33 protein-coding genes and 1 pseudogene are annotated in these 26,144 nt (G+C 62.2%); 14 read left to right on the top strand and 20 right to left on the bottom strand.

Annotated elements, in window-relative coordinates; all coding sequences use genetic code 11:
* Window positions 1–6 precede the first annotated feature (6 nt).
* Window positions 7–708: a tRNA (guanine(46)-N(7))-methyltransferase TrmB gene (gene trmB, locus CCE89_RS07485; RefSeq protein WP_086437416.1), complete on the top strand. Its 702-nt coding sequence runs from the start codon at window positions 7–9 to the stop codon at window positions 706–708.
* Between the two features lie 48 nt (window positions 709–756).
* Here trmB and CCE89_RS07480 read toward each other — a convergent pair whose 3' ends face one another.
* Window positions 757–1,365 carry an outer membrane protein gene (locus CCE89_RS07480; RefSeq protein WP_086437415.1) on the bottom strand — a complete coding sequence of 203 codons (609 nt, stop codon included), beginning with the start codon at window positions 1,363–1,365 and terminating at the stop codon, window positions 757–759.
* Between the two features lie 196 nt (window positions 1,366–1,561).
* The gene (locus CCE89_RS07475; protein WP_086437414.1) at window positions 1,562–3,823 is read right to left on the bottom strand and encodes an NADP-dependent malic enzyme; all 2,262 of its coding nucleotides are present in this window, start codon (window positions 3,821–3,823) and stop codon (window positions 1,562–1,564) included.
* Between the two features lie 117 nt (window positions 3,824–3,940).
* On the opposite strand from CCE89_RS07475, the gene mutS reads away from it, so the two are divergent.
* From mutS to CCE89_RS07460, 3 genes are read left to right on the top strand one after another with little or no spacing between them, the layout of a single operon-like run.
* Window positions 3,941–6,577, top strand: coding sequence for a DNA mismatch repair protein MutS (mutS, locus tag CCE89_RS07470; RefSeq protein ID WP_234989995.1), 2,637 nt, complete (start codon window positions 3,941–3,943; stop codon window positions 6,575–6,577).
* 26 nt (window positions 6,578–6,603) lie between these two features.
* Window positions 6,604–6,975, top strand: coding sequence for a hypothetical protein (locus tag CCE89_RS07465; protein ID WP_086437413.1), 372 nt, complete (start codon window positions 6,604–6,606; stop codon window positions 6,973–6,975).
* A gap of 52 nt (window positions 6,976–7,027) precedes the next feature.
* On the top strand, window positions 7,028–7,459 hold the full coding sequence (locus CCE89_RS07460; protein ID WP_086437412.1) for a YidH family protein: 432 nt from the start codon (window positions 7,028–7,030) through the stop codon (window positions 7,457–7,459).
* Here the strand turns inward: CCE89_RS07460 and CCE89_RS07455 are convergent.
* From CCE89_RS07455 to gluQRS, 5 genes are all read right to left on the bottom strand, one after another.
* On the bottom strand, window positions 7,456–7,800 hold the full coding sequence (locus CCE89_RS07455; protein WP_086437411.1) for a hypothetical protein: 345 nt from the start codon (window positions 7,798–7,800) through the stop codon (window positions 7,456–7,458). The genes CCE89_RS07460 and CCE89_RS07455 overlap by 4 nt on opposite strands.
* Window positions 7,801–7,948: 148 nt before the next feature.
* On the bottom strand, window positions 7,949–8,818 hold the full coding sequence (locus CCE89_RS07450) for a 3-hydroxyacyl-CoA dehydrogenase NAD-binding domain-containing protein (protein ID WP_086437410.1): 870 nt from the start codon (window positions 8,816–8,818) through the stop codon (window positions 7,949–7,951).
* Between the two features lie 70 nt (window positions 8,819–8,888).
* The gene (locus tag CCE89_RS07445) at window positions 8,889–9,464 is read right to left on the bottom strand and encodes a cob(I)yrinic acid a,c-diamide adenosyltransferase (protein ID WP_086437409.1); all 576 of its coding nucleotides are present in this window, start codon (window positions 9,462–9,464) and stop codon (window positions 8,889–8,891) included.
* A gap of 36 nt (window positions 9,465–9,500) precedes the next feature.
* Window positions 9,501–9,731, bottom strand: a complete 231-nt coding sequence (locus CCE89_RS07440; protein WP_086437408.1) for an HIG1 domain-containing protein — start codon at window positions 9,729–9,731, stop codon at window positions 9,501–9,503.
* Window positions 9,732–9,740: 9 nt separating this feature from the next.
* Complete coding sequence (gluQRS, locus tag CCE89_RS07435) at window positions 9,741–10,571, bottom strand: tRNA glutamyl-Q(34) synthetase GluQRS (protein WP_086437407.1); 831 nt, start codon at window positions 10,569–10,571, stop codon at window positions 9,741–9,743.
* A gap of 123 nt (window positions 10,572–10,694) precedes the next feature.
* Between gluQRS and CCE89_RS07430 the strand changes: the two genes are divergently transcribed.
* Entirely contained in the window at window positions 10,695–11,303 is a 609-nt protein-coding gene (locus tag CCE89_RS07430) for an HNH endonuclease (RefSeq protein WP_086437406.1), read from the top strand.
* A 3-nt stretch (window positions 11,304–11,306) separates the two neighbouring features.
* Here CCE89_RS07430 and kynU read toward each other — a convergent pair whose 3' ends face one another.
* The 6 genes from kynU to dksA form a co-directional block, all read right to left on the bottom strand.
* Window positions 11,307–12,536 (bottom strand): kynureninase, encoded by a 1,230-nt coding sequence (gene kynU / locus CCE89_RS07425; RefSeq protein WP_234989994.1) that lies wholly within the window; start codon window positions 12,534–12,536, stop codon window positions 11,307–11,309.
* The gene (gene kynB / locus CCE89_RS07420) at window positions 12,529–13,161 is read right to left on the bottom strand and encodes an arylformamidase (protein ID WP_086437405.1); all 633 of its coding nucleotides are present in this window, start codon (window positions 13,159–13,161) and stop codon (window positions 12,529–12,531) included. The genes kynU and kynB overlap by 8 nt, the downstream gene beginning before the upstream one ends.
* Entirely contained in the window at window positions 13,161–13,952 is a 792-nt protein-coding gene (locus tag CCE89_RS07415) for a tryptophan 2,3-dioxygenase (protein WP_086437404.1), read from the bottom strand. The genes kynB and CCE89_RS07415 overlap by 1 nt, the downstream gene beginning before the upstream one ends.
* Before the next feature lie 57 nt (window positions 13,953–14,009).
* Window positions 14,010–14,426 (bottom strand): DUF4112 domain-containing protein, encoded by a 417-nt coding sequence (locus CCE89_RS07410; protein WP_086437403.1) that lies wholly within the window; start codon window positions 14,424–14,426, stop codon window positions 14,010–14,012.
* Between the two features lie 18 nt (window positions 14,427–14,444).
* Complete coding sequence (locus CCE89_RS07405) at window positions 14,445–15,902, bottom strand: ABC transporter substrate-binding protein (protein ID WP_086437402.1); 1,458 nt, start codon at window positions 15,900–15,902, stop codon at window positions 14,445–14,447.
* 101 nt (window positions 15,903–16,003) lie between these two features.
* Entirely contained in the window at window positions 16,004–16,462 is a 459-nt protein-coding gene (dksA, locus tag CCE89_RS07400; RefSeq protein ID WP_086437401.1) for an RNA polymerase-binding protein DksA, read from the bottom strand.
* 297 nt (window positions 16,463–16,759) lie between these two features.
* Here dksA and CCE89_RS07395 point away from each other — a divergent pair, with 297 nt between their 5' ends.
* Window positions 16,760–17,089: an SEL1-like repeat protein gene (locus CCE89_RS07395; RefSeq protein WP_143255985.1), complete on the top strand. Its 330-nt coding sequence runs from the start codon at window positions 16,760–16,762 to the stop codon at window positions 17,087–17,089.
* 4 nt (window positions 17,090–17,093) lie between these two features.
* On the opposite strand, the gene CCE89_RS07390 is transcribed toward CCE89_RS07395, so the two are convergent.
* Genes CCE89_RS07390 through CCE89_RS07370 form a run of 5 tightly spaced genes read right to left on the bottom strand, consistent with a single transcriptional unit; the run spans window position 17,094 to window position 20,351 of the window.
* Window positions 17,094–18,230: a GNAT family N-acetyltransferase gene (locus tag CCE89_RS07390; protein WP_086437400.1), complete on the bottom strand. Its 1,137-nt coding sequence runs from the start codon at window positions 18,228–18,230 to the stop codon at window positions 17,094–17,096.
* Window positions 18,227–18,955, bottom strand: coding sequence for a glycerophosphodiester phosphodiesterase family protein (locus CCE89_RS07385; RefSeq protein ID WP_086437399.1), 729 nt, complete (start codon window positions 18,953–18,955; stop codon window positions 18,227–18,229). The genes CCE89_RS07390 and CCE89_RS07385 overlap by 4 nt, the downstream gene beginning before the upstream one ends.
* A gap of 6 nt (window positions 18,956–18,961) precedes the next feature.
* Window positions 18,962–19,423, bottom strand: coding sequence for a RidA family protein (locus CCE89_RS07380; protein ID WP_086437398.1), 462 nt, complete (start codon window positions 19,421–19,423; stop codon window positions 18,962–18,964).
* Window positions 19,420–20,049 carry an HAD family hydrolase gene (locus tag CCE89_RS07375; RefSeq protein ID WP_086437397.1) on the bottom strand — a complete coding sequence of 210 codons (630 nt, stop codon included), beginning with the start codon at window positions 20,047–20,049 and terminating at the stop codon, window positions 19,420–19,422. Before CCE89_RS07375 ends, CCE89_RS07380 begins: the two co-directional genes overlap by 4 nt.
* Window positions 20,046–20,351, bottom strand: coding sequence for a DUF3572 domain-containing protein (locus CCE89_RS07370; protein WP_407640393.1), 306 nt, complete (start codon window positions 20,349–20,351; stop codon window positions 20,046–20,048). The genes CCE89_RS07375 and CCE89_RS07370 overlap by 4 nt, the downstream gene beginning before the upstream one ends.
* Before the next feature lie 35 nt (window positions 20,352–20,386).
* Here CCE89_RS07370 and CCE89_RS07365 point away from each other — a divergent pair, with 35 nt between their 5' ends.
* The 4 genes from CCE89_RS07365 to CCE89_RS07350 all read left to right on the top strand — a co-directional run bounded on the left by CCE89_RS07365 (window position 20,387) and on the right by CCE89_RS07350 (window position 22,895).
* A complete protein-coding gene (locus CCE89_RS07365) occupies window positions 20,387–20,755 on the top strand; it encodes a response regulator (protein ID WP_086437396.1) in 369 nt (122 codons plus the stop codon).
* 146 nt (window positions 20,756–20,901) lie between these two features.
* Window positions 20,902–21,144: an acyl carrier protein gene (locus CCE89_RS07360; RefSeq protein ID WP_086437395.1), complete on the top strand. Its 243-nt coding sequence runs from the start codon at window positions 20,902–20,904 to the stop codon at window positions 21,142–21,144.
* 13 nt (window positions 21,145–21,157) lie between these two features.
* Window positions 21,158–22,408 carry a serine palmitoyltransferase gene (gene spt, locus CCE89_RS07355; RefSeq protein WP_086437394.1) on the top strand — a complete coding sequence of 417 codons (1,251 nt, stop codon included), beginning with the start codon at window positions 21,158–21,160 and terminating at the stop codon, window positions 22,406–22,408.
* 55 nt (window positions 22,409–22,463) lie between these two features.
* A complete protein-coding gene (locus CCE89_RS07350; RefSeq protein WP_086437393.1) occupies window positions 22,464–22,895 on the top strand; it encodes an OsmC family protein in 432 nt (143 codons plus the stop codon).
* Window positions 22,896–22,987: 92 nt separating this feature from the next.
* Here CCE89_RS07350 and CCE89_RS07345 read toward each other — a convergent pair whose 3' ends face one another.
* Window positions 22,988–23,836: a sterol desaturase family protein gene (locus CCE89_RS07345; protein WP_086437392.1), complete on the bottom strand. Its 849-nt coding sequence runs from the start codon at window positions 23,834–23,836 to the stop codon at window positions 22,988–22,990.
* A gap of 49 nt (window positions 23,837–23,885) precedes the next feature.
* Here CCE89_RS07345 and CCE89_RS15105 point away from each other — a divergent pair, with 49 nt between their 5' ends.
* Window positions 23,886–24,563 (top strand): Crp/Fnr family transcriptional regulator, encoded by a 678-nt coding sequence (locus CCE89_RS15105; protein WP_159456615.1) that lies wholly within the window; start codon window positions 23,886–23,888, stop codon window positions 24,561–24,563.
* Here the strand turns inward: CCE89_RS15105 and CCE89_RS07330 are convergent.
* Window positions 24,548–25,201: a YqaA family protein gene (locus CCE89_RS07330; protein WP_086437391.1), complete on the bottom strand. Its 654-nt coding sequence runs from the start codon at window positions 25,199–25,201 to the stop codon at window positions 24,548–24,550. The two genes, CCE89_RS15105 and CCE89_RS07330, sit on opposite strands and share 16 nt — an antisense overlap.
* A gap of 221 nt (window positions 25,202–25,422) precedes the next feature.
* Here CCE89_RS07330 and CCE89_RS15275 point away from each other — a divergent pair, with 221 nt between their 5' ends.
* From CCE89_RS15275 to CCE89_RS15515, 3 genes and pseudogenes are all read left to right on the top strand, one after another.
* Window positions 25,423–25,878 carry a hypothetical protein gene (locus CCE89_RS15275; RefSeq protein ID WP_159456614.1) on the top strand — a complete coding sequence of 152 codons (456 nt, stop codon included), beginning with the start codon at window positions 25,423–25,425 and terminating at the stop codon, window positions 25,876–25,878.
* Window positions 25,879–25,885: 7 nt separating this feature from the next.
* A pseudogene (locus tag CCE89_RS15575) lies at window positions 25,886–25,930 on the top strand (hypothetical protein); the annotation flags it as partial.
* A gap of 48 nt (window positions 25,931–25,978) precedes the next feature.
* Window positions 25,979–26,110 carry a hypothetical protein gene (locus tag CCE89_RS15515; protein ID WP_268762227.1) on the top strand — a complete coding sequence of 44 codons (132 nt, stop codon included), beginning with the start codon at window positions 25,979–25,981 and terminating at the stop codon, window positions 26,108–26,110.
* Window positions 26,111–26,144: the final 34 nt, after the last annotated feature.

The following is a 26,144-nucleotide window of genomic DNA, read 5'->3' as shown; positions in this document are numbered from 1 at the left end:
GCCGACATGTCAGCATTCAAGGAAGGCGATCCGACCACCCTCAACCGGCTGTATGGGCGTAGCCAGGGCAAGCCGTTGCGCGCGCGCCAGCAGGGGTTGGTCGACAATCTTTTGCCGCAGATCGCGGTGCCGGCCGAAGGCCCGGTGACGGCAGAGCGCTTGTTCGGGCACGATCGCCCGCTTCATTTCGAGATCGGCTTTGGCGGCGGCGAGCATCTCGCCTATCGCGCCGATCTGCTGCCCGACCACGGCTTCATCGGGGCCGAACCCTTCGTCAACGGCGTCGCGCAGGCGCTGACCCATGTCGAAGACCAGAAGCTCGCCAATGTGCGGCTCTACATGGGCGATGCGCTCGAGGTGCTGAGCCGCATTCCCGATGGCTCGCTGACGATGCTTTACCTGCTCCATCCCGACCCCTGGCCGAAAAACAAGCACGCCAAGCGCCGGATGATGAACGACGGCCCGGTGCAGATGTTTGCCGACAAGCTGAAACCCGGCGGCGAGTTCCGTTTCGGCACCGATCATCCGGTTTACCTGCGTCATGCGCTGATGGTGATGCAGCGCCACACAGACTCTTTCGACTGGCAAGTGAAGGACCGATCAAGCTGGGAGGAGCGACCTTCCGGCTGGCCCGAAACGCGCTACGAGCACAAGGCGCGCACGGTCTACGACCACGAGGTCTGGTACTTCCGATATCGCCGCAAATAGCAAGGGCCGCCCCGGCAGGAGCGGCCCTCTGCACATTATGACCTTGCGTCAGAAGCGCAGGCCGATACCCGCGACCACCTGATCGGTCGTCGCATCGCCGAAATCGGCATCGGCGACATCGTTGTACTTCGACCTGCGGTATTCGAGGCGACCTTCGAGCGGGCCGGGAAGCTGGACCTGCAGCCCGCCGCCGAAACGCAGACCGTCGGTGTTTTCCTCCAGATCGCTCAGCGAACCGGAAGACGTGAAAGCCTTCGTATCGAGCGCGGTGTAGCCGACCTTGCCATAGGCAGCGATGCCTGGGGTCAGCGCCACGCCAGCGCGTGCGCCGACGTAATACTGACCATTGGCCTCCAGCCCCTCGCGCGCACCGGTAAAGCTGCCGGGAAACTCGGTCGAGCCGGTGCTCGTCGAGATTTCACCTTCGACACCGACAAACGCGCTGCCGAGCGAAAGATCGTAACCGGCGTTGACGCCGTAGACAGCCGAGTCCGCGTCGGCAGAAACGCTGCCATCTCCGGATTCGACGTTGAGACCTTCGTATCCTCCGATGGCTCCGACATAGAAACCGCCGGGAGCGGTGTTTGCGTCTTGCGCCATGGCAGGGGTGGCCAGTCCGGCGAAAGCGAGGGCGACCAGTGTGATTTTCTTTTTCATTATGCGTCCTTTCGGTTGCGTATTCTTGCCCCCGAAAGCGCTTTTTCGCCGCGCCGCTTGCCCGGTGATGAACCGAAAGGCGAATTGCGCCCGCAATACGATGACCCGCGTGCGAGCAGCCCCTCCAGCCCGTGATATGGCGCGCAGAAGGAGCGGAATTCAGCCGGCCTGGCAATCAGGCGAGACTAGTCAGCCTTCACCCCACCACGCCAGCCGCCGCGAGCACAGCCAGCGTCAGCACATCGGGCGCGATCGCCGTCATCGGGGCGATCTGCACAGGCTTCTCCATGCCGATCAGCATCGGGCCGACCGTCGCATTGCCGGCGAGCTCGCGCAGCAGCTTGGCCGAGAGATTGGCCGACTGCAGGCCGGGCATGATGAGCACGTTGGCGGGGCCGGAGAGGCGGCTGAACGGGTACAGCTCCATGACTTTCGGATTCAGCGCGGCATCGGGTGCCATTTCGCCCTCATATTCGAAACCCGGCTCTTTCTTGTCGAGGATCGCCACGGCTTCGCGAATGTTCTCCAGCCAGCGCCCCATGGGATTCCCGAAGGTCGAGAAGGAGAGAAACGCAACGCGTGGTTCGTGACCCATGCGGCGCGCAACGGCGGCGGTCTCGCAGGCGATATGCGCCAGCTCCTCAGCCGTCGGACGCTCGTTGATCGTGGTGTCGGCCATGAAGGTCGTGTGGTTCTTGCCGATCATCATGTGCACGCCGAACGGCACGGCGCCCGGCGCCGGATCGAGGACGAGGTTCACCTCCTTGGCGGTCTGCGAGAATGTGCGCGTAAGGCCGGATATCATCGCATCGCCAATTCCCAGTGCGACAAGCGAGGCGGCGAACACGTTCCGCTCCTGATTGACCATGCGGGCAACGTCCCGCTCGGTATAGCCACGACGCTGGAGGCGTTCGTAGAGATACTCGTTCATCGCGGGCACGTGCTCGGATGTTTTCGAGTTCTCGATGATGAAGCTGTCCGGATCGTCCACCGCCAGTTCGACCAGTTTCTGCCGCACCTTCTCGGTTCGTCCGACCAGGATCGGCGTGCCGTAGCCGAAATCGCGGAACTGGATCGCGGCGCGCAGCGCGACGTCCTCCTCCGCCTCGGCAAAAACCACGCGTTTCGGATTGGCGCGTGCCTCCTCGTAGACCCGAGTCAGCGCACCGGTGGTGGGGTTGAGGCGAGCCTTGAGTTGGTGGCGATAGGCGTCGAAATCCTCGATCGGCGCGAGCGCGACCCCGGAATCCATCGCCGCCTTTGCCACAGCCGATGAAACCACTTCCATCAGGCGCGGATCGAACGGCGCGGGAATGATGTAATCCTCGCCGAACTGGTGGTTCTCGCCATAGGCCGCCTCGACCTCTTCCGGCACGCGTTCGCGCGCGAGCTCCGCAATCGCGCGGGCGGCGGCGATCTTCATTTCCTCGTTGATTGCGGTCGCCTGCACGTCGAGCGCGCCGCGGAAGATGAAGGGGAAGCCGAGGACATTGTTGACCTGGTTCGGAAAGTCGGACCGGCCGGTGGCGATGATCGCGTCTGGTCGGACTGCCTTCGCTTCATCCGGCATGATCTCGGGCGTCGGGTTGGCCATGGCGAAGATGATCGGCTTGTCCGCCATCTTGTCGACCCACTCGGGCTTGAGCGCGCCGGCAGCCGAGAGGCCGAGGAATATGTCTGCGCCGACCAAGGCTTCCTCGAGGCTGCGCGCCTCGGTCTCGACCGCATGCGCGCTCTTCCACTGGTCCACGCCTTCGCGACCCGGATAGATCGGCCCCTTGCGGTCGCACACGATCACGTTCTCGTGCGGAATACCGATCGCCTTGATGAGCGCGGTGCAGGCAAGCGCCGATGCGCCAGCCCCGTTCACCACCATCTTGCAATCCTTGAGGTCGCGGCCCGTCAGATGCGCGGCATTGATCAGGCCTGCCGCCGAGATGATCGCCGTGCCGTGCTGGTCGTCATGCATGACCGGGATATTCATCCGTTCACGCAGCGCCTGTTCGATGACGAAGCATTCCGGCGCGGCGATGTCTTCGAGATTGATGCCGCCGAAGCTCGGCTCCATCAGCGCGACCGCCTCGATGAAGGCATCGGGATCTTCGGTGGCGAGTTCAATGTCGATCGAATCCACGTCGGCGAAGCGTTTGAACAGCACCGCCTTGCCTTCCATCACCGGCTTGGAGGCAAGCGCGCCCAGATTGCCGAGGCCAAGGATCGCCGTCCCGTTCGAGATCACCGCGACGAGGTTGGAACGCCCGGTATAGCGCGCCGCGGTCGAGGGATCTTCGGCGATCGCTTCGACCGGGGCGGCAACGCCCGGCGAATAGGCGAGGCTGAGGTCGCGCTGGGTCGCCATGGGTTTGGAGGCGATGATCTCGATCTTACCGGGACGGATCGTCTCGTGGTAAAACAGCGCTTCGCGAGTGGTGAATGTGGTCTTGCTTTTCTCGGGCAAGTCTCGAACCTTCCTTTACGTAATCTCGCTGGCCCTACCGCGAGATTCGGCGAAGCGATAGGGGAAAGCTGGCGGGTGCGCGTTCCGAATCAGCTGCATGCGCGCTAACCAGCCGTGATGGCCGGCGGCAAATCTGGAAAACCCACTCCGATGATGGAGCAGTTCCTCGCGCTCAAGCGCGAGGCCGAAGGCTGCCTGCTGTTCTACCGCATGGGCGACTTCTTCGAATTGTTCTTCGACGATGCGAAGGATGCCGCAGGTGTGCTCGACATCGCGCTCACGACGCGCGGCGAGCATGGCGGCGAACCAGTGCCGATGTGCGGTGTGCCGGTCCATTCGGCGGAAGGCTATCTCGCACGGCTGATCAAGGCGGGCCGCCGTGTCGCCATTGCCGAGCAAGTCGAAACGCCCGATGAGGCTAAGGCGCGTGCGAAGCGCGAAGGGACGCCGGTTTCCAAGGCTCTCGTGAAGCGCGACATCGTCCGCTTCGTCACTGCTGGAACCCTGACCGAGGAAGCACTGCTCGAACCGCGGCGCGCCAATATGCTGGCCGCCCTCGCCGAAGTGCGCGGCACGATCGGGATCGCCAGCTGCGACATTTCGACCGGCGCGACGGTGCTGGAAGAATGCACCCCCGATATGCTCGGCGCGGTGCTCGCCCGGATCGGCGCGAGCGAAGTCGTCGTGCCCGAGGGGTGGGAGCACGGTCCCGAAGACGCAGGCGAGATGGCGCGCAGCCATTTCGCCAGCGACGAAGGCGAAGCGCGGCTCAAGACGATCCACGGCGTCGCAACGCTCGACGGTTTCGGCAGCTTCACCCGCGCCATGCTGGCGGCAGCTGGCGGGCTCATCGCCTATCTCGACCATGTCGGTCGCGGCAATCTGCCGCTGCTGCTTCCCCCCGCATTGCGCGAAAGCGGGCAGGCGATGCTGATGGACGAGGCAACGCGCAGCAGCCTCGAGATACTCGCGGCACAGAACGGCGGACGCGACGGCAGCCTGATCGCGGCGACCGACCGCTGTGTAACCGGCGCAGGTGCGCGGCTGCTGGCAGAGGACCTTTCCTCTCCACTGCTTGACCGGTCCGCGATCGAGGCCCGGCTTGCGCTCGTCCACTGGCTACACGCAGATCCGCTGAGCCGCGCCGACTTGCGCGAGGCCCTGCGCGCCATCCCCGATATCGGGCGCGCGCTCGGAAGGCTCGTCGCGGGGCGCGGCACCCCGCGTGACCTAGGCCAGGTGCGAGACGGGCTGCGCGATGCGAGGCAGCTAAGGGCGAAGCTCGAAAGCCTTCCCGATACGCCCGCGCTGCTGGCCGAACTGCTGCCGCAAATGGGTGGACATGGCGCACTCGTGGACCTGCTCGAGCGGGCGCTGGTCCCCTCCCCGCCGACCGAGCGCCACAGTGGCGGATTTATCGCTCAGGGATACGACGCTTCGCTCGACGAATTGCGCGAAACCTCCGGCAATGCGCGCAAAGCGATCGCCGCAATGGAGGCGCGCTATCGCGACGAGACCGGAATTGCCTCGCTGAAGATCAAACATAACGGGGTTCTCGGGTATTTTATCGAGGTTCCCGCGAAACATGGTGACAGGTTGATGGAGCCCGACAGCGGCTTCACCCACCGCCAGACGATGGCGGGCGCGGTGCGCTTCAATTCGGTCGCGCTGCATGAAGAAGCGAGCCGTATCACGGAAGCTGGCGGCCATGCCCTCGCCGCCGAGGAAGCGCATTTCGAAGAGCTCGTCGGGGAAATCTGCAACAGTGCAGCGGCCATCGCCGCGACGGCCGCGGCCCTCGCCCGGATCGATGTGAGCGCGGGACAGGCCGAGCGCGCCGCGGAAGGGGGGTGGTGCCGCCCCGAAATCGACGAGGGCGCGGTGCTGGACATTCGGGCCGGCCGGCATCCGGTCGTCGAAGCCGCCCTAGCCAAGACCGACGACCGGTTCGTCGCCAATGATTGCTCGCTCGATCCCGACGACCGCCTCTGGCTGATCGGCGGCCCGAACATGGGCGGCAAGTCGACATTCCTGAGGCAGAATGCACTGATCGTCCTGATGGCGCAGGCGGGTGGCTTCGTCCCGGCAGACAGCGCAAGGATCGGGCTGGTCGACCGCTTGTTCAGCCGCGTCGGAGCCTCCGACAATCTCGCCCGTGGCCGCTCGACCTTCATGGTCGAAATGGTCGAAACCGCAGCGATCCTCAGCCAGGCGAGCGAGCGTAGTTTTGTGATCCTCGACGAGGTCGGGCGCGGCACATCGACCTATGACGGGCTGGCGCTGGCATGGGCTGTGGTCGAAGCGGTGCATTCGCAGATCGCCTGCCGCTGCCTCTTCGCGACCCATTATCACGAGCTCGCGCGGTTGGCCGACAGTTGCGAGGCGCTGTCGCTGCACCACGTTCGCGCACGCGAATGGAAAGGCGATCTCGTCTTGCTGCACGAGCTGTCCGAGGGCGCAGCCGACCAGAGTTACGGTCTCGCGGTCGCTCGCCTGGCGGGGGTGCCGCAGCCGGTGGTCAAGCGCGCCAAGCAGGTGCTCGACAAGCTCGAGAAAGGCCGTGCCGAAACAGGCGGAATCGCTGCCGGATTGGGCGAATTGCCGCTGTTCGCGGCCGCATTCGCTCCCGACGAAGAAGAAAAGGACAGCCTTGCAGAGCGCATCGCGGCAATCGAACTCGATGCACTCAGCCCGCGCGATGCACTTGATTTGCTTTATGAATTGTCAGCCGAGGCGAAGGCTACGAAAAGTTAAGAGCGGGTCGGCTAACCTTGCGCATTATGCGTACGACCTTGTTCGAGAACCCCAAGAATGCGCTGATATTCGGCGGTGGCATACTGCTGGCCGCAGTGGTGCTCATTGGCGAAGAAAATGATGAAGGCGCGCTCGTCACGGTCGCAGCTTCCAATCACACGCCCACCCCCGCTTTCGCATCGGGTGCGGAGGCCGGAATACGTGAATATGTCCCCGCCGGTAGCGCGGATGAAAGCGATAACGGTTCCGGCTGGGAGAACGACGGCGCTCTTGTCGATGACGCCGATGGCATCGACGCCGCGCCGACCGACAGCACGCCTTCCGTCGGCGATAGCGAACCGAACACGCGAGCCAGCCTGCGCGAACAACCGCCGGGGATCGACGGGCCGGGCACCTGACGGCCCTCGTGCGCTCTTGCGCTTTTGCGCCAGTCACTTAGCGTGGCTTTCCATGGCGCAAGATACCGAAGACAATAGCGATTCAGACGATCAGTCTGCCGATCGCAGCACCCAGATGGCGGAAGATCGGACCGATTGGGCCGAAGACCGCACGGTCATGGCCCTCGAGCGGACCTTCGCTGGCTGGATGCGCACGGCGTTCGCCGCAATTGCGATCGGCATCGGCTTCCGCGCGTTGTTCGGAGAGTTCGAGCCGCCCTGGCTGGCCAAGGCCATCGCGACTCTTTTCATCTCGCTGGCGATTGTCTTCGCGATTGGAGCGGAGCGCCGCGCATGCAAGGCGTTCAACAGGCTCTCCTCGCATGCGGTCGACTCTCCGAAGCTGCCCAATATCCAGCTGATCGCCTATTCGATTTCCGGTGGTGCGCTGCTTCTGATCGTAGCGCTTTGGGTCCTGAATGACGGGACCCTGGCTCCGAATTAGGTGCCGTCACCGCGCAATCCGTCAGGCTTGTGCCCCTTGCCGTATTTGTCGACATTATCGTCGTGATTGGGTTCGCCCGCATAGGCGTCCATATCGACGCGGCCCGAGCTTTCCATGTCCCGCATGTGATCGACCGTATCCTGCTTCGAATTGTCGAGCGGAGTGTTGTCCGCAGGCTTCGTGCTCTCGGTCGGGCTGGAGGCATGCGCGCTGACTTCTTGCGCCTGTTCGGAAACCTCCTGCGCCTGGTTGCGGTGGTCGTCCTGTTCGTCGTTATGGGTTTCGGGGGCGAGGCCCTTCTGACGCTCTTCCTGACTCTTCACTTTGCTATTGTCGGTCATGCATAATCTCCTTTGCCTGACCAACGGGCGTCGATGCTTATGGGTTCCGTAGCCACCCGCGCCCTCCGCCCTTCCACCCGGACTTGCCCCGAAGCGAAGCGGAGGGATCAGCAGGGAGGACGCATACCCGGATGGGTGTGCGGAACAATCACCGCGTCGGAACCGGCGCTTCGCCCGAATAGTCGTAAAAACCGCGCCCGGTCTTGCGACCCAGCCAGCCTGCTTCGACATATTTCACCAGCAGCGGCGCAGGACGGTATTTGGCGTCGCGCGTGGTCTTGTAGAGGACCATGATGATGTCGAGACAAGTATCGAGCCCGACGAAATCGGCCAGTTCGAGCGGCCCCATAGGATGGTTGAGGCCGAGACGGCAGCCTTTGTCGATATCGGCGATACCGGCGGTGGACTGACCGAGCACGAAGATCGCCTCGTTGATCATCGGGAGCAGGATGCGATTGACCACGAAGCCCGGCTCGTCCTGGCTCAGGACCACCTGTTTGCCCAGGCTTTCGGCAAAAGCCGTGATCCGGTCTGTCGTTTCCTGGCTGGTCGCAAGACCGGGAATGACCTCGATCAGTCCCATGACCGGCACCGGATTGAAGAAGTGCAGGCCGATGAAACGCTTCGGGTCGGGCGAATAATTCGCCATGCGCGTGATCGGGATCGAACTCGTATTCGAAGCCATGATCGCGTCGTCGGCAAGGACCTTGCCCGCGGCTTCGAAGATCTTCTGCTTGATGTCCTCGCGCTCGGTCGCCGCTTCTATGATCAGTGATGCTTCCGTCATCGGAGAATAGTCGGCAACCGGCTCGATCTTCGACAGGACAGTCTCGGCCTGATCGGCTTCGAGCTTGCCGCGCCCGACCAGCTTGGTCAGCGCCTTGTCGACGTTTGCCTTGCCGGCTTCGGCGCGCTCGAGATCGACATCGGCCAGCAAGACCTTCGTGCCATGTTGCGCGATCGTCTGGGCAATGCCCGTCCCCATCTGTCCTGCACCGATTACCGCGACTGTCCGCATTCCGATTCCCTTCGCACTTGCAGCAAAGCGCGCGGCTTAGCGAAGGCTGGCGGTACTGGCTAGCGCGGTTTTAGCGATTTTGTCCGGGAACCCAGGTAACATCCCCCGCGCCATTCTCGTTGAAAACGCGGGCGAGCACGAAAAGATAGTCCGAGAGGCGATTGATATAGGCAAGCGCACTGGGATTGACCGGCTCTCCTGCGGCCAGTTCGGTAACGGCGCGTTCCGCTGATCTGACGGATGCGCGCGCAACATGGGTTCGCGCCGCAGCCTCCGATCCGCCCGGAAGAACGAAACTCGTCAGCGGCTCAAGGTTTTCGTTGAGCGCATCGATGGATTGTTCAAGCCATTCGACCTGGCCGGGCACGATCCGCAAAACCATTTCCGAAGGCGCGAAATCGCGATTCTCCGCCGGTGTCGCGAGGTCGGCGCCAAGGTCGAACAGATCGTTCTGGACGCGAAATAGCGCTTGCGCCTGCGCGCCTCCGTCGAGCGCGGCGGCGGCCAGCCCTATCGCGGAATTGGCTTCGTCCACCTTGCCGATCGCCTCGATGCGGGGCGACTGTTTCGCCACGCGCGAGCCATCGACGAGACCGGTCGAGCCATCGTCTCCGGTGCGAGTGTAGATCTTGTTGAGCTTGACCATCGGTCCTCCTGCTGGCGCGCGGCGGACCTAGGCGATTTACTGCGAGATTGCGAGGATGATCGCGACCACGGCAACAGCGAGCGCCTGATACTTGATGCGGGCGAACATCGCCTTGTTCTGCATCAGCTGCATCTCGGTGACGGTTTCACCCTCACCCGTTTCGAGGTCGATCTTGGTCGTTTTCAGGAACGCCACCACCCCGCGCACGAGCGAGAAAACGGTCAGCGCGACCAGTATGGCGAGAACGATGATGAGGAGCGTTGTCATGACAGCTATCTAGGGCTTTCCGAGCGAAATTCCAGATGGCAATCGCTGCAAGCGCAGTTGCTGCGCGAGCAACAGGCCATCCTCTCCGCGTTCGCGCAAATCCGACAGCGCCGGGCTGCCGCGCCGCTTGGCGAGCTTCTTGCCCTCATGGTCAAGCAGCAGCGCATGGTGATGCCATGTCGGCACCGGCAGGTCATACAGTGCCTGCAACAGGCGATGGATATGCGTTGCGAAGAACAGATCGGCTCCGCGCGTGACGAGCGTTACGCCGTCGGCAGCATCGTCGAGCGTCGCGGCGAGGTGATAGCTCGCCGGCTCCTCCTTGCGCACCAAAACGACATCGCCGAATTGTTGCGGATCGCAGATCTGCTCGCCCGCGAGTTCGTCTACCCAGGTCAGGGAGCCTGCCTCTGCCTGTGCGCGCTCCATGTCGAGGCGCAATGCGGCAGGGCGCGCGGGATCGATCAGTCGCCCCTTGCACGTCCCCGGATAGACCAACCCGTCAGGCCCCAGTTTGGGCTTGAGCGCCTCGATCTCCTTGCGGGTGCAGGTGCAGGGGTAGAGCAGGCCGCGCTGAAGCAACTCGTCCGCTGCGGCGCGATAGCTTTCCAGCCGGGTCGATTGCGGCGCGACCTCCTCCCATTCGAGGCCCAGCCATTCCAGATCGCGGCGAAACTCATCGGCCAGTTCGGGCCGCGAGCGCGCACCGTCGATATCCTCTATCCGAAGCAGGAACCGCCCACCGCGCGTCCTTGCCAGATCATGCGCCACGATCGCCGCATAGGCATGGCCGAGATGGAGCGGCCCATTGGGGCTCGGGGCGAAACGCGAGACGATCATGGGTTGCGGCTTTGCCACAGTTTTCGGCCCTTGCGAAAATTCCTTGTGGATTCAGACTGTGTAACAGTCTTGACGCGATTCCGCGCAAATGCTCCGTAAAGAGCATTCAGGAGGCGGCGAATAATGTTCAAGGCCGAACTGCTAGAACGCGCAGCGCAGTTCCGCAGCGCCGAGGAGGACCCGACACGCAATCTGTCGGGCTGTCCCGCGCTCGTTCTCAATGCGGACTACACGCCGCTGTCCTATTACCCCTTGAGCCTGTGGCCGTGGCAGACAGCGATCAAGGCGGTCTTCCTCGACCGGGTCGATATCGTGGCGAGCTATGAACGCGAGGTCCACTCGCCTTCGCTCGACATGAAGATCCCCAGCGTGATCGCGCTGCGGCAATATGTGAAGGCGAGCGAGTTCCCCGCCTTCACCCGCTTTAATCTGTTCCTGCGCGACAGCTTCCAATGCCAGTATTGCGGGGGCCACCAGCATCTGACTTTCGACCACGTCATTCCGCGCAAACTGGGCGGCAAGACGACGTGGGAGAATATCGTCGCGGCCTGCGCGCCGTGCAATGCGAAGAAGGGCGGGCGCACCCCTCAGCAGGCGCATATGCACCTGCTCGAAAAGCCGATCCGACCGACAAGCTGGCATCTGCAGCAGCGCGGCAAGCTGTTCCCGCCGAACTACCTCCACGAGACTTGGCGCGATTTCCTCTATTGGGACATTGAACTGGAAGAGTGAGGTCTATGTCACCGCCGCGCGTTCGCTGAACTCCGGCTTTTTCCATTCGCCGCTTTCGAGCACTTCGACGAGGTGGCGCGCGGCTTCGGCCATATCCTCGAAGCGGAGATAGGCGGGCGCAAAGCCGAGGCGCAGGATATCGGGATCGCGGAAATCGCCGATCACGCCGCGGGCAATCAGCGCCTGACAGATGGCGTAGGCTTCAGCATGGCGGAAGCTGAGCTGGCTGCCGCGCCTGGTGCTGTCGAGCGGGCTGACCAGTTCAAGGTCGAGACCCCACTCGCCGAGGCATTCGAGGAAAAACTCGGAGAGCGCACGCGATTTACGCGCCAACCGGTCGACACTGATCTCCGCCACCAGATCGACACCGACCTCCAGCGCAGCCAGCCCGAGGATCGGCGCGGTGCCGCATTGCAACCGGTCGATACCCGGCGCAGGTGCATAGTCATCGGAGAAGGCGAAGGGCGCGGCGTGCCCGAACCAGCCGGTTAGTGGCTGGTGGAGCGCTTTTTGGTGCCGCTCTGCCACGAAAGCGTACGCCGGTGCGCCGGGACCGCCATTGAAATATTTGTAGCCGCAGCCGACGGCGAGATCGGCTTCGCACCCGTTGAGATCGACCGACAGCGCGCCGCCGGAATGCGAGAGGTCCCATAACACCAGTGCGCCCGCCTCATGCGCAGCTTTCGTCATCGCAGCCATGTCGAACACGTCGCCGGTCTTGTAGTGGACATGGGTCAGCAGCAGCAGCGCAACGTCATCGTCGAGCGCCTCGATCAGCTGGTCGCGCGGCGCCAGCCGCCGCTCGGCCAAACCTTGCCGTTCGAGTCCTGCGATCATGTAGAGATCGGTCGGGAAATTTCCCGGCTCGGACAGGATGACCTTCCTTCCGGCACGCATGTCGAGCGCCGCCGCGATCAGCTTATAGAGGTTCACACTGGTGGAATCGCAGGCCACGACTTCATGCGGCTGCACACCGATCAGCGGTGCAATCTTGCCGCCCACGCGCCGCGCAGCGCCAATCCAGTCGGCATCATTCCACGATCGGATCAGCCCTTCGCCCCATTCACCGCGAATAACTTCTTGCATCCGCGCAGGGGTCGCAGTGGGAAGTGCGCCCAGCGAATTGCCGTCGAGATAGATAACATTTTCGGGGAGGATGAAGCGCTCGCGATATTCGGCCAATGGGTCTGCCGCATCGAGATCCCGCGCGCGCCGAACCAGTTCCTCACGCATCGGGAAGCTCCCGCAAAATCGCGCGCACCGGAGAGGCATCGCCGCCCAGTATCGGCAATGGCAGAGCGATCAGCTCATAGCGCCCCTCCGGCACGTCATCGAGGACCAGACCTTCAAGGATCCGCATGTCGGCCTTGAGCACCGCCTTGTGCGCATCCATCGTCTTCGAGTTCTGCGGATCGATCGAGGGAGCGTCGGTGCCGACGAGTTTCACCCCCTGAACGGCCAGCCATTCGATCGTTTCGGGAGCGATGGCAGTGAAACCCTCGTCCCACTTGTCGTGCGGAAACTTCTCGTAGGTGCGAAACAGCACCCGGTCGATAGATCGCAAGTGTGGCAGGTCGCCTACCTGAACCTCGCCATTCGATCCGCGCGCATCGACGACCAGGCACTCGCCCAGATAGGGCTCGAGATCGACAGTCGCGATGTCGGGCGCGCTCGCATCGTAATGCAGCGGCGCATCGGCATGGGCGCCGGTATGCGTCGACAGCGTCAGCGCCGAGACATTGACCGGAGAGCCTTCCTCCATCTGCCATGTACGCTTGTGTTCGAACGCGGTGTCACCCGGCCAGACCGGAAGCTCCGGCCCCAGAAGCTGCGAGATGTCCCAAATCTTGCGCGCCATCAGATCGCCGTCCGCACACTCAGGAGTTCAGGAAAGAACGCCGCCTTCAACACGCCCGCAAGATAGGGTACGCCGGGCGTGCCGCCCGTCCCCTTCTTGAAGCCGATGATACGTTCGACCGTCTTCAGATGACCGAAGCGCCAGCGCTGGAAGTGATATTCAAGATCGACCAGCTTTTCAGCCAGCTCGTAGAGATCCCAATACTGGTTCGGGTGCTTGTAGACCTCGGCCCAGGCCGCTTCGACACTGGGTGAATGCGCATAAACCGCCTGAACATCGCGGTTCAGCACGTCCTCGCCGATCTCCAGCCCGCGCCGCGCAAGCAAGCGCACTGCCTCGTCATAAATGCTCGGGCGCTCGGTCTCGGCACGCAGTGTCTCAGCCACCTCGGGCGTCGCTTCATGCATGGTAATCATGTCGGGATTTCTCCCGCCGAGCATGAACTCCATCAAGCGGTATTGCGCGGACTGGAAACCGGAGGAATTGCCCAGATGCGGGCGGATGGTCGAATAGTCATGCGGGGTCATTGTGCTCAGCACATCCCAGCTCTGGATCAGTTGGCCCTGGGCACGGGCGACGCGGGCCAGCATCTTGAAGGCCGGACGCAGATCGTCGACTGCGATATGCGCTCGCGCCTCGGTCAGTTCATGCAGGCAAAGCTTGAGCCACAGCTCGCTGGCCTGGTGAACGATGATGAAGAGCATCTCGTCATGCGCGCCGGAGGCCGGATGCTGCGCAGCGAGAATCCGATCGAGATCGAGATAGCTTGAATAGGTAACGTCGCTGGACATGGCTGCTGCCTAGCGCGAACCGGTGACGGATGAAACTACCTGTCGCCCGATGGGCGATTACCCATCGATAATCCGCGTTTCGGGATGATGCTTGTCGAGGTGCTTCTTGATGATCCGCAAATTGCGCGTGTTAGAGCGGAAGACGAAGTCCGCTGCATCGCCGACGAGCGGCACCACGCCGAGCAGCGTATCGACACCGACATTCCCCGCCATGCGCCACAGCTTCCACTTGGGCATGCCGAGATTGCGCGCTTCCCACACGAGATACGCGCCCATCGCGGTCGTCACGATATCGCCCACGACCGGCACCAGCCCGACGATCGCATCGAGGCCGATCGGATAATTGATCCCGGGAATGCGGAAGCTGCGTTCGAGCAGCATCTCCATCGCTTCCACGCGCTGCCGGATCGATTGCACATCGGTGCCGGTGGGAAGCTGAATGCCCATGGGCTGCGGGCGTTGGGGTCCGTCCATCGATTGTTCTCCTCTCCCCTAGATGGGAGGTTCCGCCAGCGGGAACAAGGGATGAAGGCCCCATTGATTCTCCTGGTATCCGACAATCGAACCGCGCACGAGCGACCAGCGAATTGGCGCACCGAAAGGGATGTAGACATGGCTATCCTGCAGCGCGATCTCTGCCTGCGCCAGCAGGGTCGCCTTCTCCTCGGGATTGCTGGCGGAAAGTGAATTGAGAACGGCGGCATCCGCCTCGGGCGAACACGGCCCGCGCCGGATCGAGCAATTGAACTGGTTGAGGAACCAGCGCGGAGAGGCGATCCTCGCCACTCGGTCGTGAAGCTCCAGATCGGCTCCGCTACCGGATTCCACCAGACGGGCCTCGACCCCGATGGCACGAAAATCGCTCGCCAGCTGGCGGAAGAGCAATTCGCTGCCCGGCCCGCGCGGCATGCCGATAGAGACCGTTGCTGCGCCATCGTAGGCAGCAATTCTGTTGCGCGCTTCGGCACGGCGGCGTTCCATGCTCCAGTCTGTCCACTCCAGTTCCTCTGGCACGACATCGCCCCACATCTCGCGCGGGACGATGCTGGTCGCAGACTGCCAACCGCCCAGACTGAACGGCTCCATCAAGTCACTTCGATCGATCGCCATGGCCAGCGCCTCGCGCCGTTCGGGTTCGGCCAGCAGGCCTTCGTCGCTTCGCACGACCAGCCCGAGTTGGCCCAATGCTGCATCGAGCCTGACCGTCCCGCGGGTCAGTGGGCCGGTATTGGCTAGCGGCAAATCGACCAGCCGTCCGTTGAGGACGAGATCGACATCACCGGAAGCAAAAGCCTCGACCGCTTCGGCGGCGGGCAGTGAACGCAGGCGCAGCGGTCGTGTGAGCTCCTCCCAATCGCGCCGCGCCGGCATACCCCGCTGCTCGGGCGGCAGCGCGGTCAATATAGCCTCGTCCCTCTCCTCATCGCGCGACAGCTGCATCGGGCCCGCCCCCTGACCCTCCTTGATCAGGCCCATTTCAGGCTGGGCAAGCAGCCGCAGGAATTCAGGCATCGGACTTGTCAGCCGGATCTCGACGACACGGCCGGTCATAGCCCGAACATCGCGAATCTTGGCAAGATCAAGCCCCAGAGAGGTCCCTTCGAGCCGACGCAGATTGTCGAGCAGTTCGCGTCTTACGTCAGTCGCGGTGATCGCATCGCCACTGGGCCAGTTCGTATTCCTGAGCCGAAAGATATAGCTCATCCCGTCATCGGTGACGATCCAGCGCTCGGCGATTGCGGGGACGATCTGCCCGGAAGCGTTCATGGCGACCAGCCCTTCATGCGTCGATGCGCGCAGGTGCTGGGCTGGCGCAGAGAGCCGGACACCCTGCTGGAACAGGCTTTCGCTCTGGCCGATCACCGCCACCTCGACCGGCCCGTCAGCGCTCTGCGAACCGCACGCGGCCAGCAGAAGCGAAAGGAACAAGGCGTAGCAGATTCGGATCATCACAAGCGGCCTAGCAGCTTGCCTCGATATGGTCAGCGGCGTTTGGGCATTCGAAGCAAAAAGAGGCGTCGCAGGCTCAGCTGCAGGCCCGACTACACGCTTCAGTCGTCGCGCGAAATCTTCTCGCGACGTTCATGCGCTTCCTGCGCTTCGACGGTCATGGTTGCGACCGGACGAGCAATAAGTCGGCGCAGGCCAATCGGATCGCCGGTGACTTCGCAATAGCCATATTCGCCCTGGTCGATCCGGCGAAGGGCAGAGTCGATTTTCGAAATGAGCTTACGCTGGCGATCACGCGTGCGCAGTTCGATGCCCCAATCGGTTTCGCTCGAGGCGCGATCGTTGAGGTCGGGTTCGCGGATCGGTCCATCCTGAAGCGACTGGAGCGTGTGTTCGGCAGCATCGTGGATCGAACGTTTCCATTCGATCAGCAGCATCCGAAAATACTGCTGCTGTTGCTCGTTCATATACTCTTCGTCGTCGCTCGGAACATAATCCGGCTCGAGCATTCGCTTGGCTTTTTCGAGAATGTCGATTTCTTCAGACGCCACAGCGGCCATTTGATTCTCTCACCCGATCCTGACCCGCCGACCAGCCTTTGCGAACTGCTGTCGGCGGATTGTCCAGTGGCCCTCACCACCTGCCTGCGCGGGCCTATAGGGCCGCCGCAAGATGGGCACAAGCCGTTTGTCGGAGAGCTTCAATAGAGTGGGAAACTTAACTCAACGCGAACGCGCATGAGGCCGACGATCTAAATATTTGCGGCTGCGTTAACCAATTGTTGACCATGTTCCGCTGATTTCGGTCTCAGGCGGTCGCCTTGGGGAAGGCGCGCCGCACATAACGGGGGACCAGCAATGGAACTGAAGACGATCAACGGTGGCACTGCCACGGAAGTGACCGGGAAAGAGGCCGACGCGCTAATCGCCCAATGCCTGGCCGCAGCGACAAAGGGCGACACCACCGCCTATTTCGATCTCGGCGTTGCCTTTTCGACTGGCAGCCACGGCGCGGAATGCGACCTCATCGAAGCACACAAGTGGTTCAACCTTGCTGCGTCGAAAGGTCACGAGGAAGCCGGTTGGTGCCGCGCGGATATTTCCGACGAAATGACCGCCCGCGAAATCGCTGAAGCGCAGCGTCGCGCACGCCAGTGGCTCGCCGACGAGCGCCGCAAGGCGGCCTGAACTCTCAGCCTTTCCTGAACGGCGTCCTTTCGCCCAGGAACAGTTGATCGACAGCTACGCCCTCCTTCTCGCGCTCGAGAAAATCGGCGATGGCATCGCGGAATGAAGGGTTGGCGATCCAGTGCGCCGACCATGTCTGGACCGGCTCATAGCCTCTGGCGAGCTTGTGACCGCCCTGAGCGCCCGCCTCGACCCGCTTGAGCCCTCGCTCGATCGCGATGTCGATGGCCTGATAATAGCATAGCTCGAAATGCAGGAAGCGCTTGTCGAGCGTGCACCCCCAATAGCGCCCGTAGAGCGCATCTTCTCCGACGAAGTTGAGCGCGCCGGCAATCGGGTCGCCGTCGAGCAGCGCGAGCACCAGCACCAACCTGTCCCCCATCCGCTCGCCGAACAGGTCGAAGGCTTCGCGCGTCAGATAGGGAGTGCCCCATTTGCGGGCGCCTGTGTCCTGATAGAAAATCCAGAAGGCATCCCAGTGCTCGGGCCTGATTGCGTCGCCTGACAGGCGCACGATTTCGACACCCTCCTGCGCGGCTTCGCGTTCCTTCCTGAGATTCTTGCGTTTGCGCGAGGCGAGTTCGGCGAGAAAATCGTCGAAGCTCGCATAGCCCTTGTTCTCCCAGTGAAACTGGATGTCGCTGCGCATCAGCCAGCCGGCCTCTTCGAACAGAGGCAACTGCTCGCGCTCGATGAAGGTGGCATGGGCTGATGACAGTCCGCTCTGCGTGCAGACCTGCTCGGCAGCCTTGAGCAGATGCGGTGCCAGTGCCTCGTCACTCAGCAAAAGGCGCGGCCCGTTTGCCGGGGTGAACGGCGCGGCGATCTGCAGCTTGGGATAGTAGCGTCCGCCTGCGCGCTGCAGCGCATCGGCCCAGCTATGATCGAAAACATATTCGCCCTGGCTGTGATGCTTGGCGTAGCTGGGCAAGGCTGCGACCAGCCGGTCGTCGGCATCGGTGATGATAATCGGAACGGGATCCCAGCCGGTGCCCTCGCTAACGCTGCCCGAATCTTCGAGCGCGCTCAAGAACTCGTGACTGACAAACGGATTGCGATTTCCGCCAAGCGCGTTCCATTGATCGGCATCGAGACTGCCCACCGAAGGCGCAATTTTGACAGTCAGTTCGCCCTCGCTCACGGAAGCCCTGCTCCCTCGCTGATAAGCGCATCGGCGCAGGCGACCGCGCGAACGCGGGTCTCGGGCGAGTTCACGGTCCAGGTCAGCACCGGCAGGCCTTCGGCACGCAGGGCGGCGACCCAGTCATTGGGCATGGCGGCGATGTGGTACGCCAGAAAATCTGGCTTCGCGATCGCGAAGGCTAACCGCCTTTGCCACCGCCTTTGCGTATAACCGTGTTCGTCCTCGCGCATGACGAGGCCTGCACAAACCTCGGGCGCGTTGCGGCGGAACCATCGGGCAACTCTCGGATCGAAGCTCATGACCGCAGCCGCACCCTGATAGGTGGCAAGCTCCCTCGTCACGATCCTGCAAGTCAGTTCGACGTCGTACCCGCGCCTCGACTTGATCTCGATCAGAAGCGGCACCTGCCCGTCGATGAGTGCGAGCAGGTCGGACAAAGTCGCCGGACCTTCATCGCTGTCGAGATAGCGCAGCTCGCGCATCTCAAGCGCAGTATGCCCTTCGGTCAGCCCCTCGGTTCCGGTCAGGCGAAGCAGGTCCCAATCGTGAAATATCATCGGCGTGCCATCGGCTGTACGCTGGATATCGCACTCGATCCCCATGCCCGCCTCGATCGCGAGGCGAGCGCCCGCCAGCGAGTTTTCCGGAACGCCATTTCCATGCAGCCCGCGATGGGCATATTCCCACTGCATCAGCCACTCGGGAACGGGGCGCTTCGCCACTGCGGCTCAGTCTCCCGCGATGGCGATGATCGCGTCGACCTCGACCGCCGCACCGAGCGGCAGCGCCGGCACGCCGACCGCGGCACGGGCATGGCGACCTTTTTCGCCGAACACGTCGAACATCAGCTCGGAGGCTCCGTTGGCGACCTTGGGCTGGTCGGTGAAATCGGGCGTCGAATTGACGAATGCGCCAAGCTTGACCACCCGCTCCACCTTGTCGAGCGGCACCAGCGCCGCCTTCAATTGCGCGAGGATCATCAGGCCGCAGGCACGTGCCGCAGCCGTTCCGTCTTCGAGCGAGACATCCTCGCCCAGACGGCCGGTGACAAGCTTGCCATCGACGAAAGGCAGCTGTCCCGAAACATGGGCGAACCCGCCTTCCACAACGACCGGGACATAGCTCGCGACCGGAGCTGCCGCCTCGGGCAGAATAATGCCAAGTTCCTGTAAACGCGCTTCGATGGTCATCTCGGGTCTTTCTCCAGTTCGTCGAGCAGCCAGGGCAATGCCTCGGCCCAATTGTCGATCCGCGCATGGGCATGCCCGGCCTCATGCGCGCAATTGATGTGCGGCGCGATCGTCGGTTCGCCGCACAGATGCAGGCGCGAAATGTCCGGCACCGTCTCCGAGGCGGATTGGTGATGCTGGGCAAGATCGTCGATGAAGATCGCCTTGGAGGGCGAGAATTCGTCGATAATCGCCTTGAGCGCAGGGCCCTTCGGCCCCTGATTGGTGAAGACTTCGGCATGAACGCCGAACTTCGCCAGTTGCTCCTTGCGGTGTTCCTGCCGCTCGTCCGTCAGATTGGTCAGGATCACGACATCGGCATCTTCGGCCAGCCGGTTGATACCTTCGACCGCGCCCGCGATGGGAAGCTGCCGATCCATTTCAGTGTCGAAAAATCCGCCCAGCTTGCGCCAGATGTCCTTTTCACCCAGCGGTTCCCCGCTGTCCTTCCAGCGCATGGCAGTGGCGAAATTGTTGCCGACGAGATTGAAGGAAACGCCCTGGCTTTCCTCCAGCCATTCCTTGAAATGCGCCACCATGTGGAGCAGCACCTCATCGCAATCGGATATGACAAGGGGTCGGCTCATGCGGACAAATCCCTTCCGGCTTGCGCCAGTTCTTCGGGGGTGACCGCCAGCGCTTCGGCGCAGCGGATCATGTCGGGTTCGTGATTGGCGAGAAACTCGATCACCGATGCCTGCACCTGTCGCTCGCCAAGACCGGCACGCAGAGAGTCGGGGTCAAGCCCGGTCAACGAGAGAAAGCGTGCGGCGCGATCCTCGTCCTCGAGCACCCAGCCGAGCGCAGCGAGCGCCAGAGTCGGTGCGCTTGCCGATGGTGCATCGGGGGATTGGGCAGGATTGCGAATTGTGGCGGTCATTCGGTTCATCTAGTTAGGTACGGATAAAAGGAGCGCTAGAGGCAGTGGCAAAGAGAATACTGGTTGTCGAGGATAACGACCTCAACCGGAAATTGTTCTGCGACGTGCTGAAGGCGAACGGCTTCGAAGTCGAGCCGGAAGCCGACGGGGAGGCCGCTCTCAATACCGCGCGGCGCGTGTCGCCCGACCTCATCATCATGGATATCCAGCTTCCCAATGTCTCCGGAGTCGATCTGATCGAGGCGGCCAAGCGCGACAGCGAATTGCAGCAGATTCCGGTTCTGGCGGTGACGGCCTATGCCGGAAAGGGCGATGAAGAGAGAATCCGCAGCGCAGGCGCCGCCGGCTATCTCGCAAAGCCGGTCTCGATCATTCCGTTCATGAACGCCGTCAAACAGCTGTTGCCGCATTGATATTGACCGATCCCGGCACCAAGTGGCGCATTCACGGAAATCCCGCGAGGCTATATGCGCTTGACAAGCGCCCCCCACAGCCGCTTTTCCGCCGTAATATAGTGGCAGGCGCCCCCTGCTATCAGAGATAGAAAGAGAGTTTCCGTATGGATCGTGCCGAAGTCGACACGCGCATTCGTTCGCTGATCGAGCCTTTCAACAAGAAGGAAGTCGAGATCACGGATGCCACCACATTCCAGAACGACCTGGAATTCGACAGTCTGACGGTGATGGATTTCGTCGCTGCGATCGAGGACGAGTTCGACATCATCATCAGCATGAACCAGCAAGCCGAAATCGAAACCTACGGGCAGCTGGTCGACGCAGTAACCAAGCTGCAGGGCAGCTGAGCGAGCAAATCACATGAGCGAAGGCATCAACCAGCCCGACCAGCCGCAGGATCTGAAGGGCGAGAAGGGAGACCTCTTCTCCAAGTTCGACGATCTGATCCAGATGCGCGAAGGGCTTCTCGCAAGCGGCGTCGAGGACCCTTTCAACCTCGTGATGGAGAAGGTCCTCTCGCCGACCCGCGCGATATGCAACGGGCGCGACACGATCCTGCTCGGCACCTACAATTACATGGGCATGACCTTCGATCCCGACGTGATCGACGCAGGCAAGCAGGCGTTGGCCGATTTCGGTTCGGGCACCACCGGCAGCCGCGTTCTCAATGGGACGTACCAGGGTCACAAGGAATGCGAGGACGCGCTCCGCGAGTTCTACGGCATGGATCACGCCATGGTGTTCTCGACCGGATATCAGGCCAACCTCGGGATCATCTCGACCATTGCGGGCAAGGGCGATTACGTCGTGCTCGATATCGACAGCCATGCCTCGATCTGGGACGGCTGCGCGATGGGCAATGCCGAGATCGTGCCTTTCAAGCACAATGATATCGAGGCGATGGAAAAGCGCCTGCGCCGCATTCCGGAAGACGCGGGCAAGCTGGTCGTGCTCGAAGGCGTCTATTCGATGCTGGGCGATGTCGCTCCGCTGAAGGAAATGGTCGCCGTCGCCAAGAAGTACGGCGCGATGGTGCTGGTCGACGAAGCGCACTCGATGGGTTTCATCGGCGAAAACGGTCGCGGCGTCGTCGAAGAGCAGGGCGTCATGGATGACGTCGATTTCATCATCGGCACCTTTTCCAAGAGCGTCGGCACGGTTGGCGGCTTCTGCGTTTCGAACCATCCCAAGTTCGAGATCATGCGCCTCGTCTGCCGTCCCTATGTTTTCACAGCCTCGCTACCGCCGAGCGTCGTCGCGACCGCTTGCACTTCGATCCGCAAGCTGATGCATGGTTCGAACAAGCGCGCGCATCTGTGGGAGAACTCCAAGCGTTTGCACGCCGGGCTGACCGAGCTTGGTTTCCAGCTCGGGACCAAAGAGCCGCAAAGCGCGATCGTCGCGGTGATCATGCCCGATCTCGAAAAAGGCGCTGCGATGTGGGAGGCGCTTCTGAAAGAAGGCCTCTACGTCAATCTCGCTCGTCCGCCGGCGACGCCCGCCAATATGACCCTGCTGCGCTGTTCACTTTGCGCGGAACACAGCGACGAGGAAGTCGAAACGATCCTTGGCATGTTCGAGCGCGCGGGAAAGACGGTCGGAATAATCTAGTCTCGGAACATCGAAGCGGTCTCCTGCGTCTTTGAGGCAAAGGAGAAATGCAAAGATGAAAACCACCAACACAGGCAGTGCGACATATCAGGGCCTCGGCAAGGACGGCAAAGGTCACATCTCGACCGGCTCGGCTTCGCTCTCGGCAATCCCCTACGGCTTCAATACGCGGTTCGAGGATGGTCCGGGCACCAATCCCGAGGAGCTGATCGCCGCAGCGCATGCCAGCTGTTTTACCATGGCGCTCTCGTTCAAGCTGGCCGAATCGGGCCACACCGATGGGACGCTGACGACAAGCTCTACCGTCACGCTGGAGAAGGGCGACGATGGCTTTGCGGTGACGAAATCCGAGCTGACGACCAAGGGCAAGGTCCCGGGACTGGCGCAAGAGACTTTCGAAAAGCTGGCCGAAGACGCCAAGTCGGGTTGCCCGATCTCGAAGCTGCTCGATTGCGAGATTACGCTCACCACCAGGTTCGAAGGCTGACCAGGTTCGAAGGCTGAATAGTCAGCGGCCGGAGCGCCCCCCTGCGCCCCGGCCGCAAGGCCTCTCTCTCGCTATTGCTCTCCCTCGAGGCCTCAGGCGGCGGTCGCTGCCGCCTCCTCTCCAACTTGTTCGGGCGCCTCTTCCTTGTTTTCAGGGAAGATCGGCCACAGCAGTTGCTGACCCAGCGTCGCTGGAGCGAGGTTTTCGACCCCGTAGCTCACCGGATAGGTCCGGGTGATCTTCGCCGTGCCGAACAGCACGTCCCAGAAAAACAGCAGATTGCCAAAATTGCCCTTGTAGTTGACCGCCGGGTCGTCCGCGTGGCGGCCATGGTGCGCGTGATGCGTGGCTGGCGTCGAGATCGTACGCTCTACCACCCACATCACCGGCGAAAGCCATTTGATCCGGTAAAGCGGCCTGTCCCAGGCGACGTCCGAATGGGCACCGATGATGACCGCCATCTTGACCACAAGATACCCGGCATAGACCCAGTCGAGGCCCATGTAGAGCAGCACGCCTGCGAACCACAGGCCCGGCATCATCGCGTAGTAAATGATGTTGTTCCGATAGACGAGGCGAACGCTCATGTACCTTGCGTCGTGATGCGCGCGGTGGAGATTGTAGAGCCATGGGAAGGTATGGCTCGCGCGGTGCCACCAGTATTGCGTCATGTCATCGACGACGAGGAACAGCGCGATGGCGGCAAACACGTTCATGCCCGCCAGCGCTCCATCGAGGCCGGGTGCGACCACGCTCATCAGCGCTGCCGAAGTGAAGACGATCGCGGGCTGAGTAATCGCCAGCAGCATGATCATGCTGACCGCTTCGACGATACCGTCGTCGCGAGTCTGCTCTCCCTTGCCGAACAGGTTCGTGCGCCACAGTTCAAGCAGGGCGAAAAACAGATAGACGCCCAGAATTGCGATGGTCGACTTTGGCATGGAGCTCTCCCTTGTTGGAAGGGTTCGTAGCGGGTATTGCTGCCGCAGAATGTCCAATTCTTTACAATCTGGCGATTTCAATCGTACCCTGGCAGCGAACCTGCTTTTCGCGGCGCTCGAGCCGGATCTGCAGGCAAGGCTTCGCGAAGCGAGCCCCCTGCGCGTCTTCAGTGACGGACAGTTCATCCAGTATCGGGGCGACAAGGCCGACGGTTTCTGGTTGATCGAAGAAGGCACAGTGCGGGTGGGCCAGCATCTCGCCAATGGCGAGTTCCGCGCGGTCGCCCTGCTCGGCCCGGGCGATTCCTATGGGGAGCTGGCATTGTTCGCCGACACGCCGCGCGTCGTCGATGGATTGTCGCGCGGGGAAAGTCGGCTTCGTTTCATTGCTGGCGAGTCGTTCCTCCGCCTGCTGCCCGATTATCCGGCTTCCATGCGCGCATTGCTGGGTGCCCTGTCGCACCAATTGCAGGACACGCTATCGCTCTTGGCCGGGATGCGGCGCGGCACCAATCCGGAGCGTATGGCCGGACTGCTGGTCAATATGGTGGGCAATGGACACCAGGTTTCAGTGACCCAGCAGGAACTTGGCGAATTGCTCGGTGTGACGCGCGCCACGGCCAATGCCGCCCTCAAAATGCTGGAAGACGCAGGGTTGGTCAGGCGCAGCTATGGCGCGCTGGAGATCCGCGATGTCGAGCAGCTGCGCGCTTATTCGCTCGCCTGAACGCTGGTTGCGGCCGCGCATTTCTCCTGCACTTCCTCGTTGCCGCCCGAAAGCTGGGTCAGGACGATGAAGCCGCCTACCACCAGCACCACGAAGGCGATCGTCACTGTGCCGAGGTACTGATCGATCACGCGCTTGATCGGCGCTCCGAACACGCGGAACAGGATGCCCACCGTCATGAAGATCAGCGCGCGAGCGCCGAGGCTGGCGAGCACGAATGTGACGAGATTCATCTCGATGAACCCCGCAGTGATCGTCAGCAGCTTGAACGGAACAGGCGTCGCTCCGGCGATGAGGATGGCCTGCCAGTCGTATTCGCGCAGGTGACAGGCAGCGACCGGGAAGCTCTCGGCAAGGCCGAGCGCACCGATGAGCGGCTCGCCCACTGTGTCATACAGGCCCCAGCCAATCGCATAGCCGAGCAAGGCACCGGCGACCGAAGACAGGGTGGCAATCACGGCGAATCGGATCGCCTTCTTCGGTTCGGCCAGACACATCAGGCCGAGCAGGGGATGCGGCGGGATCGGGAAGAAGCTCGCTTCGATGAAGCAGAAGAAAGCGAGCCAGAACTCGGCATGCGGATGCGCCGCCTTCTCCATCGTCCAGTTATAGAGACCGCGCAGCGGCTTCATGACCATCGCTAATGCACCTTTTCCGAGCGAGCGCGGCGCTTAGGGCAGCGCGAGGCAAGGCGCAAGAATTGCCGCGTTTAACCCATTTGGCACTTTTTCATTGACATCGTCACGCTCTTTGGGTACATAACAAGAACATCGCGATAATGTGATTCGAAAGGGCGGCCCTTCTCCTCGGGAAGGTGTCGCCTTTTCGTGGGATCGTCGCGCAACATGAGGATTGGACGATGGCCAGGACTTCACGGAACAGGACCAAGATCAAACCCGAGCTCAAGACAGGAGAGAAGAGCAACCTCAACCGGCATTGGCGTACTCTATTTCTCGACTGCCTCGCTGAAACATCGAATGTCTCCGAAGCTGCCCGCCGCACGGGGATCAATCCCAGCCGCGCCTACAAGGTCAGGCGCGAAGAAGCCGAGTTTGCCCGCCAGTGGCATCGCGCCCTCGTCGAAGGTTACGAGCATCTCGAACTCGAACTGCTGGCGCGACTGCGTGCCGGCGAAGCGAAAGACGGGCCACGCCGCGACAACGCCTCTGCCCTGCGCCTGCTGGCGCTGCACCGCGACACGATGGCCCGCGAACACGCCCGCCGCCGCAATACCGATGCCGCGACTGCCCGCGCCATTATCGATGCGAAACTCGAGGAACTGCGCCAGCGCCGAAGGCAATTGGGCAGGTCATGAGGATGCAATTGCCACCTTCGCGTCAGGACAGTGGCTCTTCACCGCCCCGGTCGAAGGCATGCAAGCGTACGATCGGGATGCGAGCCGGAGAATCTACCACATGAACGGCTGGACACACGCCGAAGAGCCCAGTCCACCGAGCGGCGGCAGCATCATCGACATCGAGGCGCGAACCGCTATCGAACAAATCATCGGCGCGCTGCGTCAAATTGGCGTATTTTCTCCAGCTTAACGGAACTTTAGTCGATGATGGCTGTTTAGGGCGT

Source organism: Altererythrobacter xiamenensis (assembly GCF_900177715.1).
Classification (GTDB): domain Bacteria; phylum Pseudomonadota; class Alphaproteobacteria; order Sphingomonadales; family Sphingomonadaceae; genus Erythrobacter; species Erythrobacter xiamenensis.
The sequence above is the reverse complement of the archived record's forward strand: the minus strand, read 5'-3'. Positions and strand labels throughout refer to the sequence as shown.

Coding starts and splice junctions, on each gene's coding strand:
- CCE89_RS07415 (WP_086437404.1), bottom strand. CDS start 13,952: ATGTCCAGCGACGTTACCTATTCAAGCTATCTCGATCTCGATCGGATT.
- CCE89_RS07345 (WP_086437392.1), bottom strand. CDS start 23,836: ATGCCAAAGTCGACCATCGCAATTCTGGGCGTCTATCTGTTTTTCGCC.
- kynB (WP_086437405.1), bottom strand. CDS start 13,161: ATGGCGCGCAAGATTTGGGACATCTCGCAGCTTCTGGGGCCGGAGCTT.
- CCE89_RS07460 (WP_086437412.1), top strand. CDS start 7,028: ATGGCGCAAGATACCGAAGACAATAGCGATTCAGACGATCAGTCTGCC.
- trmB (WP_086437416.1), top strand. CDS start 7: ATGTCAGCATTCAAGGAAGGCGATCCGACCACCCTCAACCGGCTGTAT.
- CCE89_RS07410 (WP_086437403.1), bottom strand. CDS start 14,426: ATGGACGGACCCCAACGCCCGCAGCCCATGGGCATTCAGCTTCCCACC.
- CCE89_RS07360 (WP_086437395.1), top strand. CDS start 20,902: ATGGATCGTGCCGAAGTCGACACGCGCATTCGTTCGCTGATCGAGCCT.
- CCE89_RS07440 (WP_086437408.1), bottom strand. CDS start 9,731: ATGACAACGCTCCTCATCATCGTTCTCGCCATACTGGTCGCGCTGACC.
- CCE89_RS07330 (WP_086437391.1), bottom strand. CDS start 25,201: ATGGTCATGAAGCCGCTGCGCGGTCTCTATAACTGGACGATGGAGAAG.
- CCE89_RS15105 (WP_159456615.1), top strand. CDS start 23,886: ATGTCCAATTCTTTACAATCTGGCGATTTCAATCGTACCCTGGCAGCG.
- CCE89_RS07380 (WP_086437398.1), bottom strand. CDS start 19,423: ATGACCATCGAAGCGCGTTTACAGGAACTTGGCATTATTCTGCCCGAG.
- CCE89_RS07370 (WP_407640393.1), bottom strand. CDS start 20,351: ATGAACCGAATGACCGCCACAATTCGCAATCCTGCCCAATCCCCCGAT.
- CCE89_RS07445 (WP_086437409.1), bottom strand. CDS start 9,464: ATGGTCAAGCTCAACAAGATCTACACTCGCACCGGAGACGATGGCTCG.
- CCE89_RS07430 (WP_086437406.1), top strand. CDS start 10,695: ATGTTCAAGGCCGAACTGCTAGAACGCGCAGCGCAGTTCCGCAGCGCC.
- CCE89_RS07375 (WP_086437397.1), bottom strand. CDS start 20,049: ATGAGCCGACCCCTTGTCATATCCGATTGCGATGAGGTGCTGCTCCAC.
- mutS (WP_234989995.1), top strand. CDS start 3,941: ATGGCCGGCGGCAAATCTGGAAAACCCACTCCGATGATGGAGCAGTTC.
- CCE89_RS07405 (WP_086437402.1), bottom strand. CDS start 15,902: ATGATCCGAATCTGCTACGCCTTGTTCCTTTCGCTTCTGCTGGCCGCG.
- CCE89_RS15515 (WP_268762227.1), top strand. CDS start 25,979: ATGAACGGCTGGACACACGCCGAAGAGCCCAGTCCACCGAGCGGCGGC.
- spt (WP_086437394.1), top strand. CDS start 21,158: ATGAGCGAAGGCATCAACCAGCCCGACCAGCCGCAGGATCTGAAGGGC.
- kynU (WP_234989994.1), bottom strand. CDS start 12,536: ATGCGTGAGGAACTGGTTCGGCGCGCGCGGGATCTCGATGCGGCAGAC.
- CCE89_RS07350 (WP_086437393.1), top strand. CDS start 22,464: ATGAAAACCACCAACACAGGCAGTGCGACATATCAGGGCCTCGGCAAG.
- dksA (WP_086437401.1), bottom strand. CDS start 16,462: ATGGCCGCTGTGGCGTCTGAAGAAATCGACATTCTCGAAAAAGCCAAG.
- gluQRS (WP_086437407.1), bottom strand. CDS start 10,571: ATGATCGTCTCGCGTTTCGCCCCGAGCCCCAATGGGCCGCTCCATCTC.
- CCE89_RS07395 (WP_143255985.1), top strand. CDS start 16,760: ATGGAACTGAAGACGATCAACGGTGGCACTGCCACGGAAGTGACCGGG.
- CCE89_RS07450 (WP_086437410.1), bottom strand. CDS start 8,818: ATGCGGACAGTCGCGGTAATCGGTGCAGGACAGATGGGGACGGGCATT.
- CCE89_RS15275 (WP_159456614.1), top strand. CDS start 25,423: ATGGCCAGGACTTCACGGAACAGGACCAAGATCAAACCCGAGCTCAAG.
- CCE89_RS07480 (WP_086437415.1), bottom strand. CDS start 1,365: ATGAAAAAGAAAATCACACTGGTCGCCCTCGCTTTCGCCGGACTGGCC.
- CCE89_RS07465 (WP_086437413.1), top strand. CDS start 6,604: ATGCGTACGACCTTGTTCGAGAACCCCAAGAATGCGCTGATATTCGGC.
- CCE89_RS07455 (WP_086437411.1), bottom strand. CDS start 7,800: ATGACCGACAATAGCAAAGTGAAGAGTCAGGAAGAGCGTCAGAAGGGC.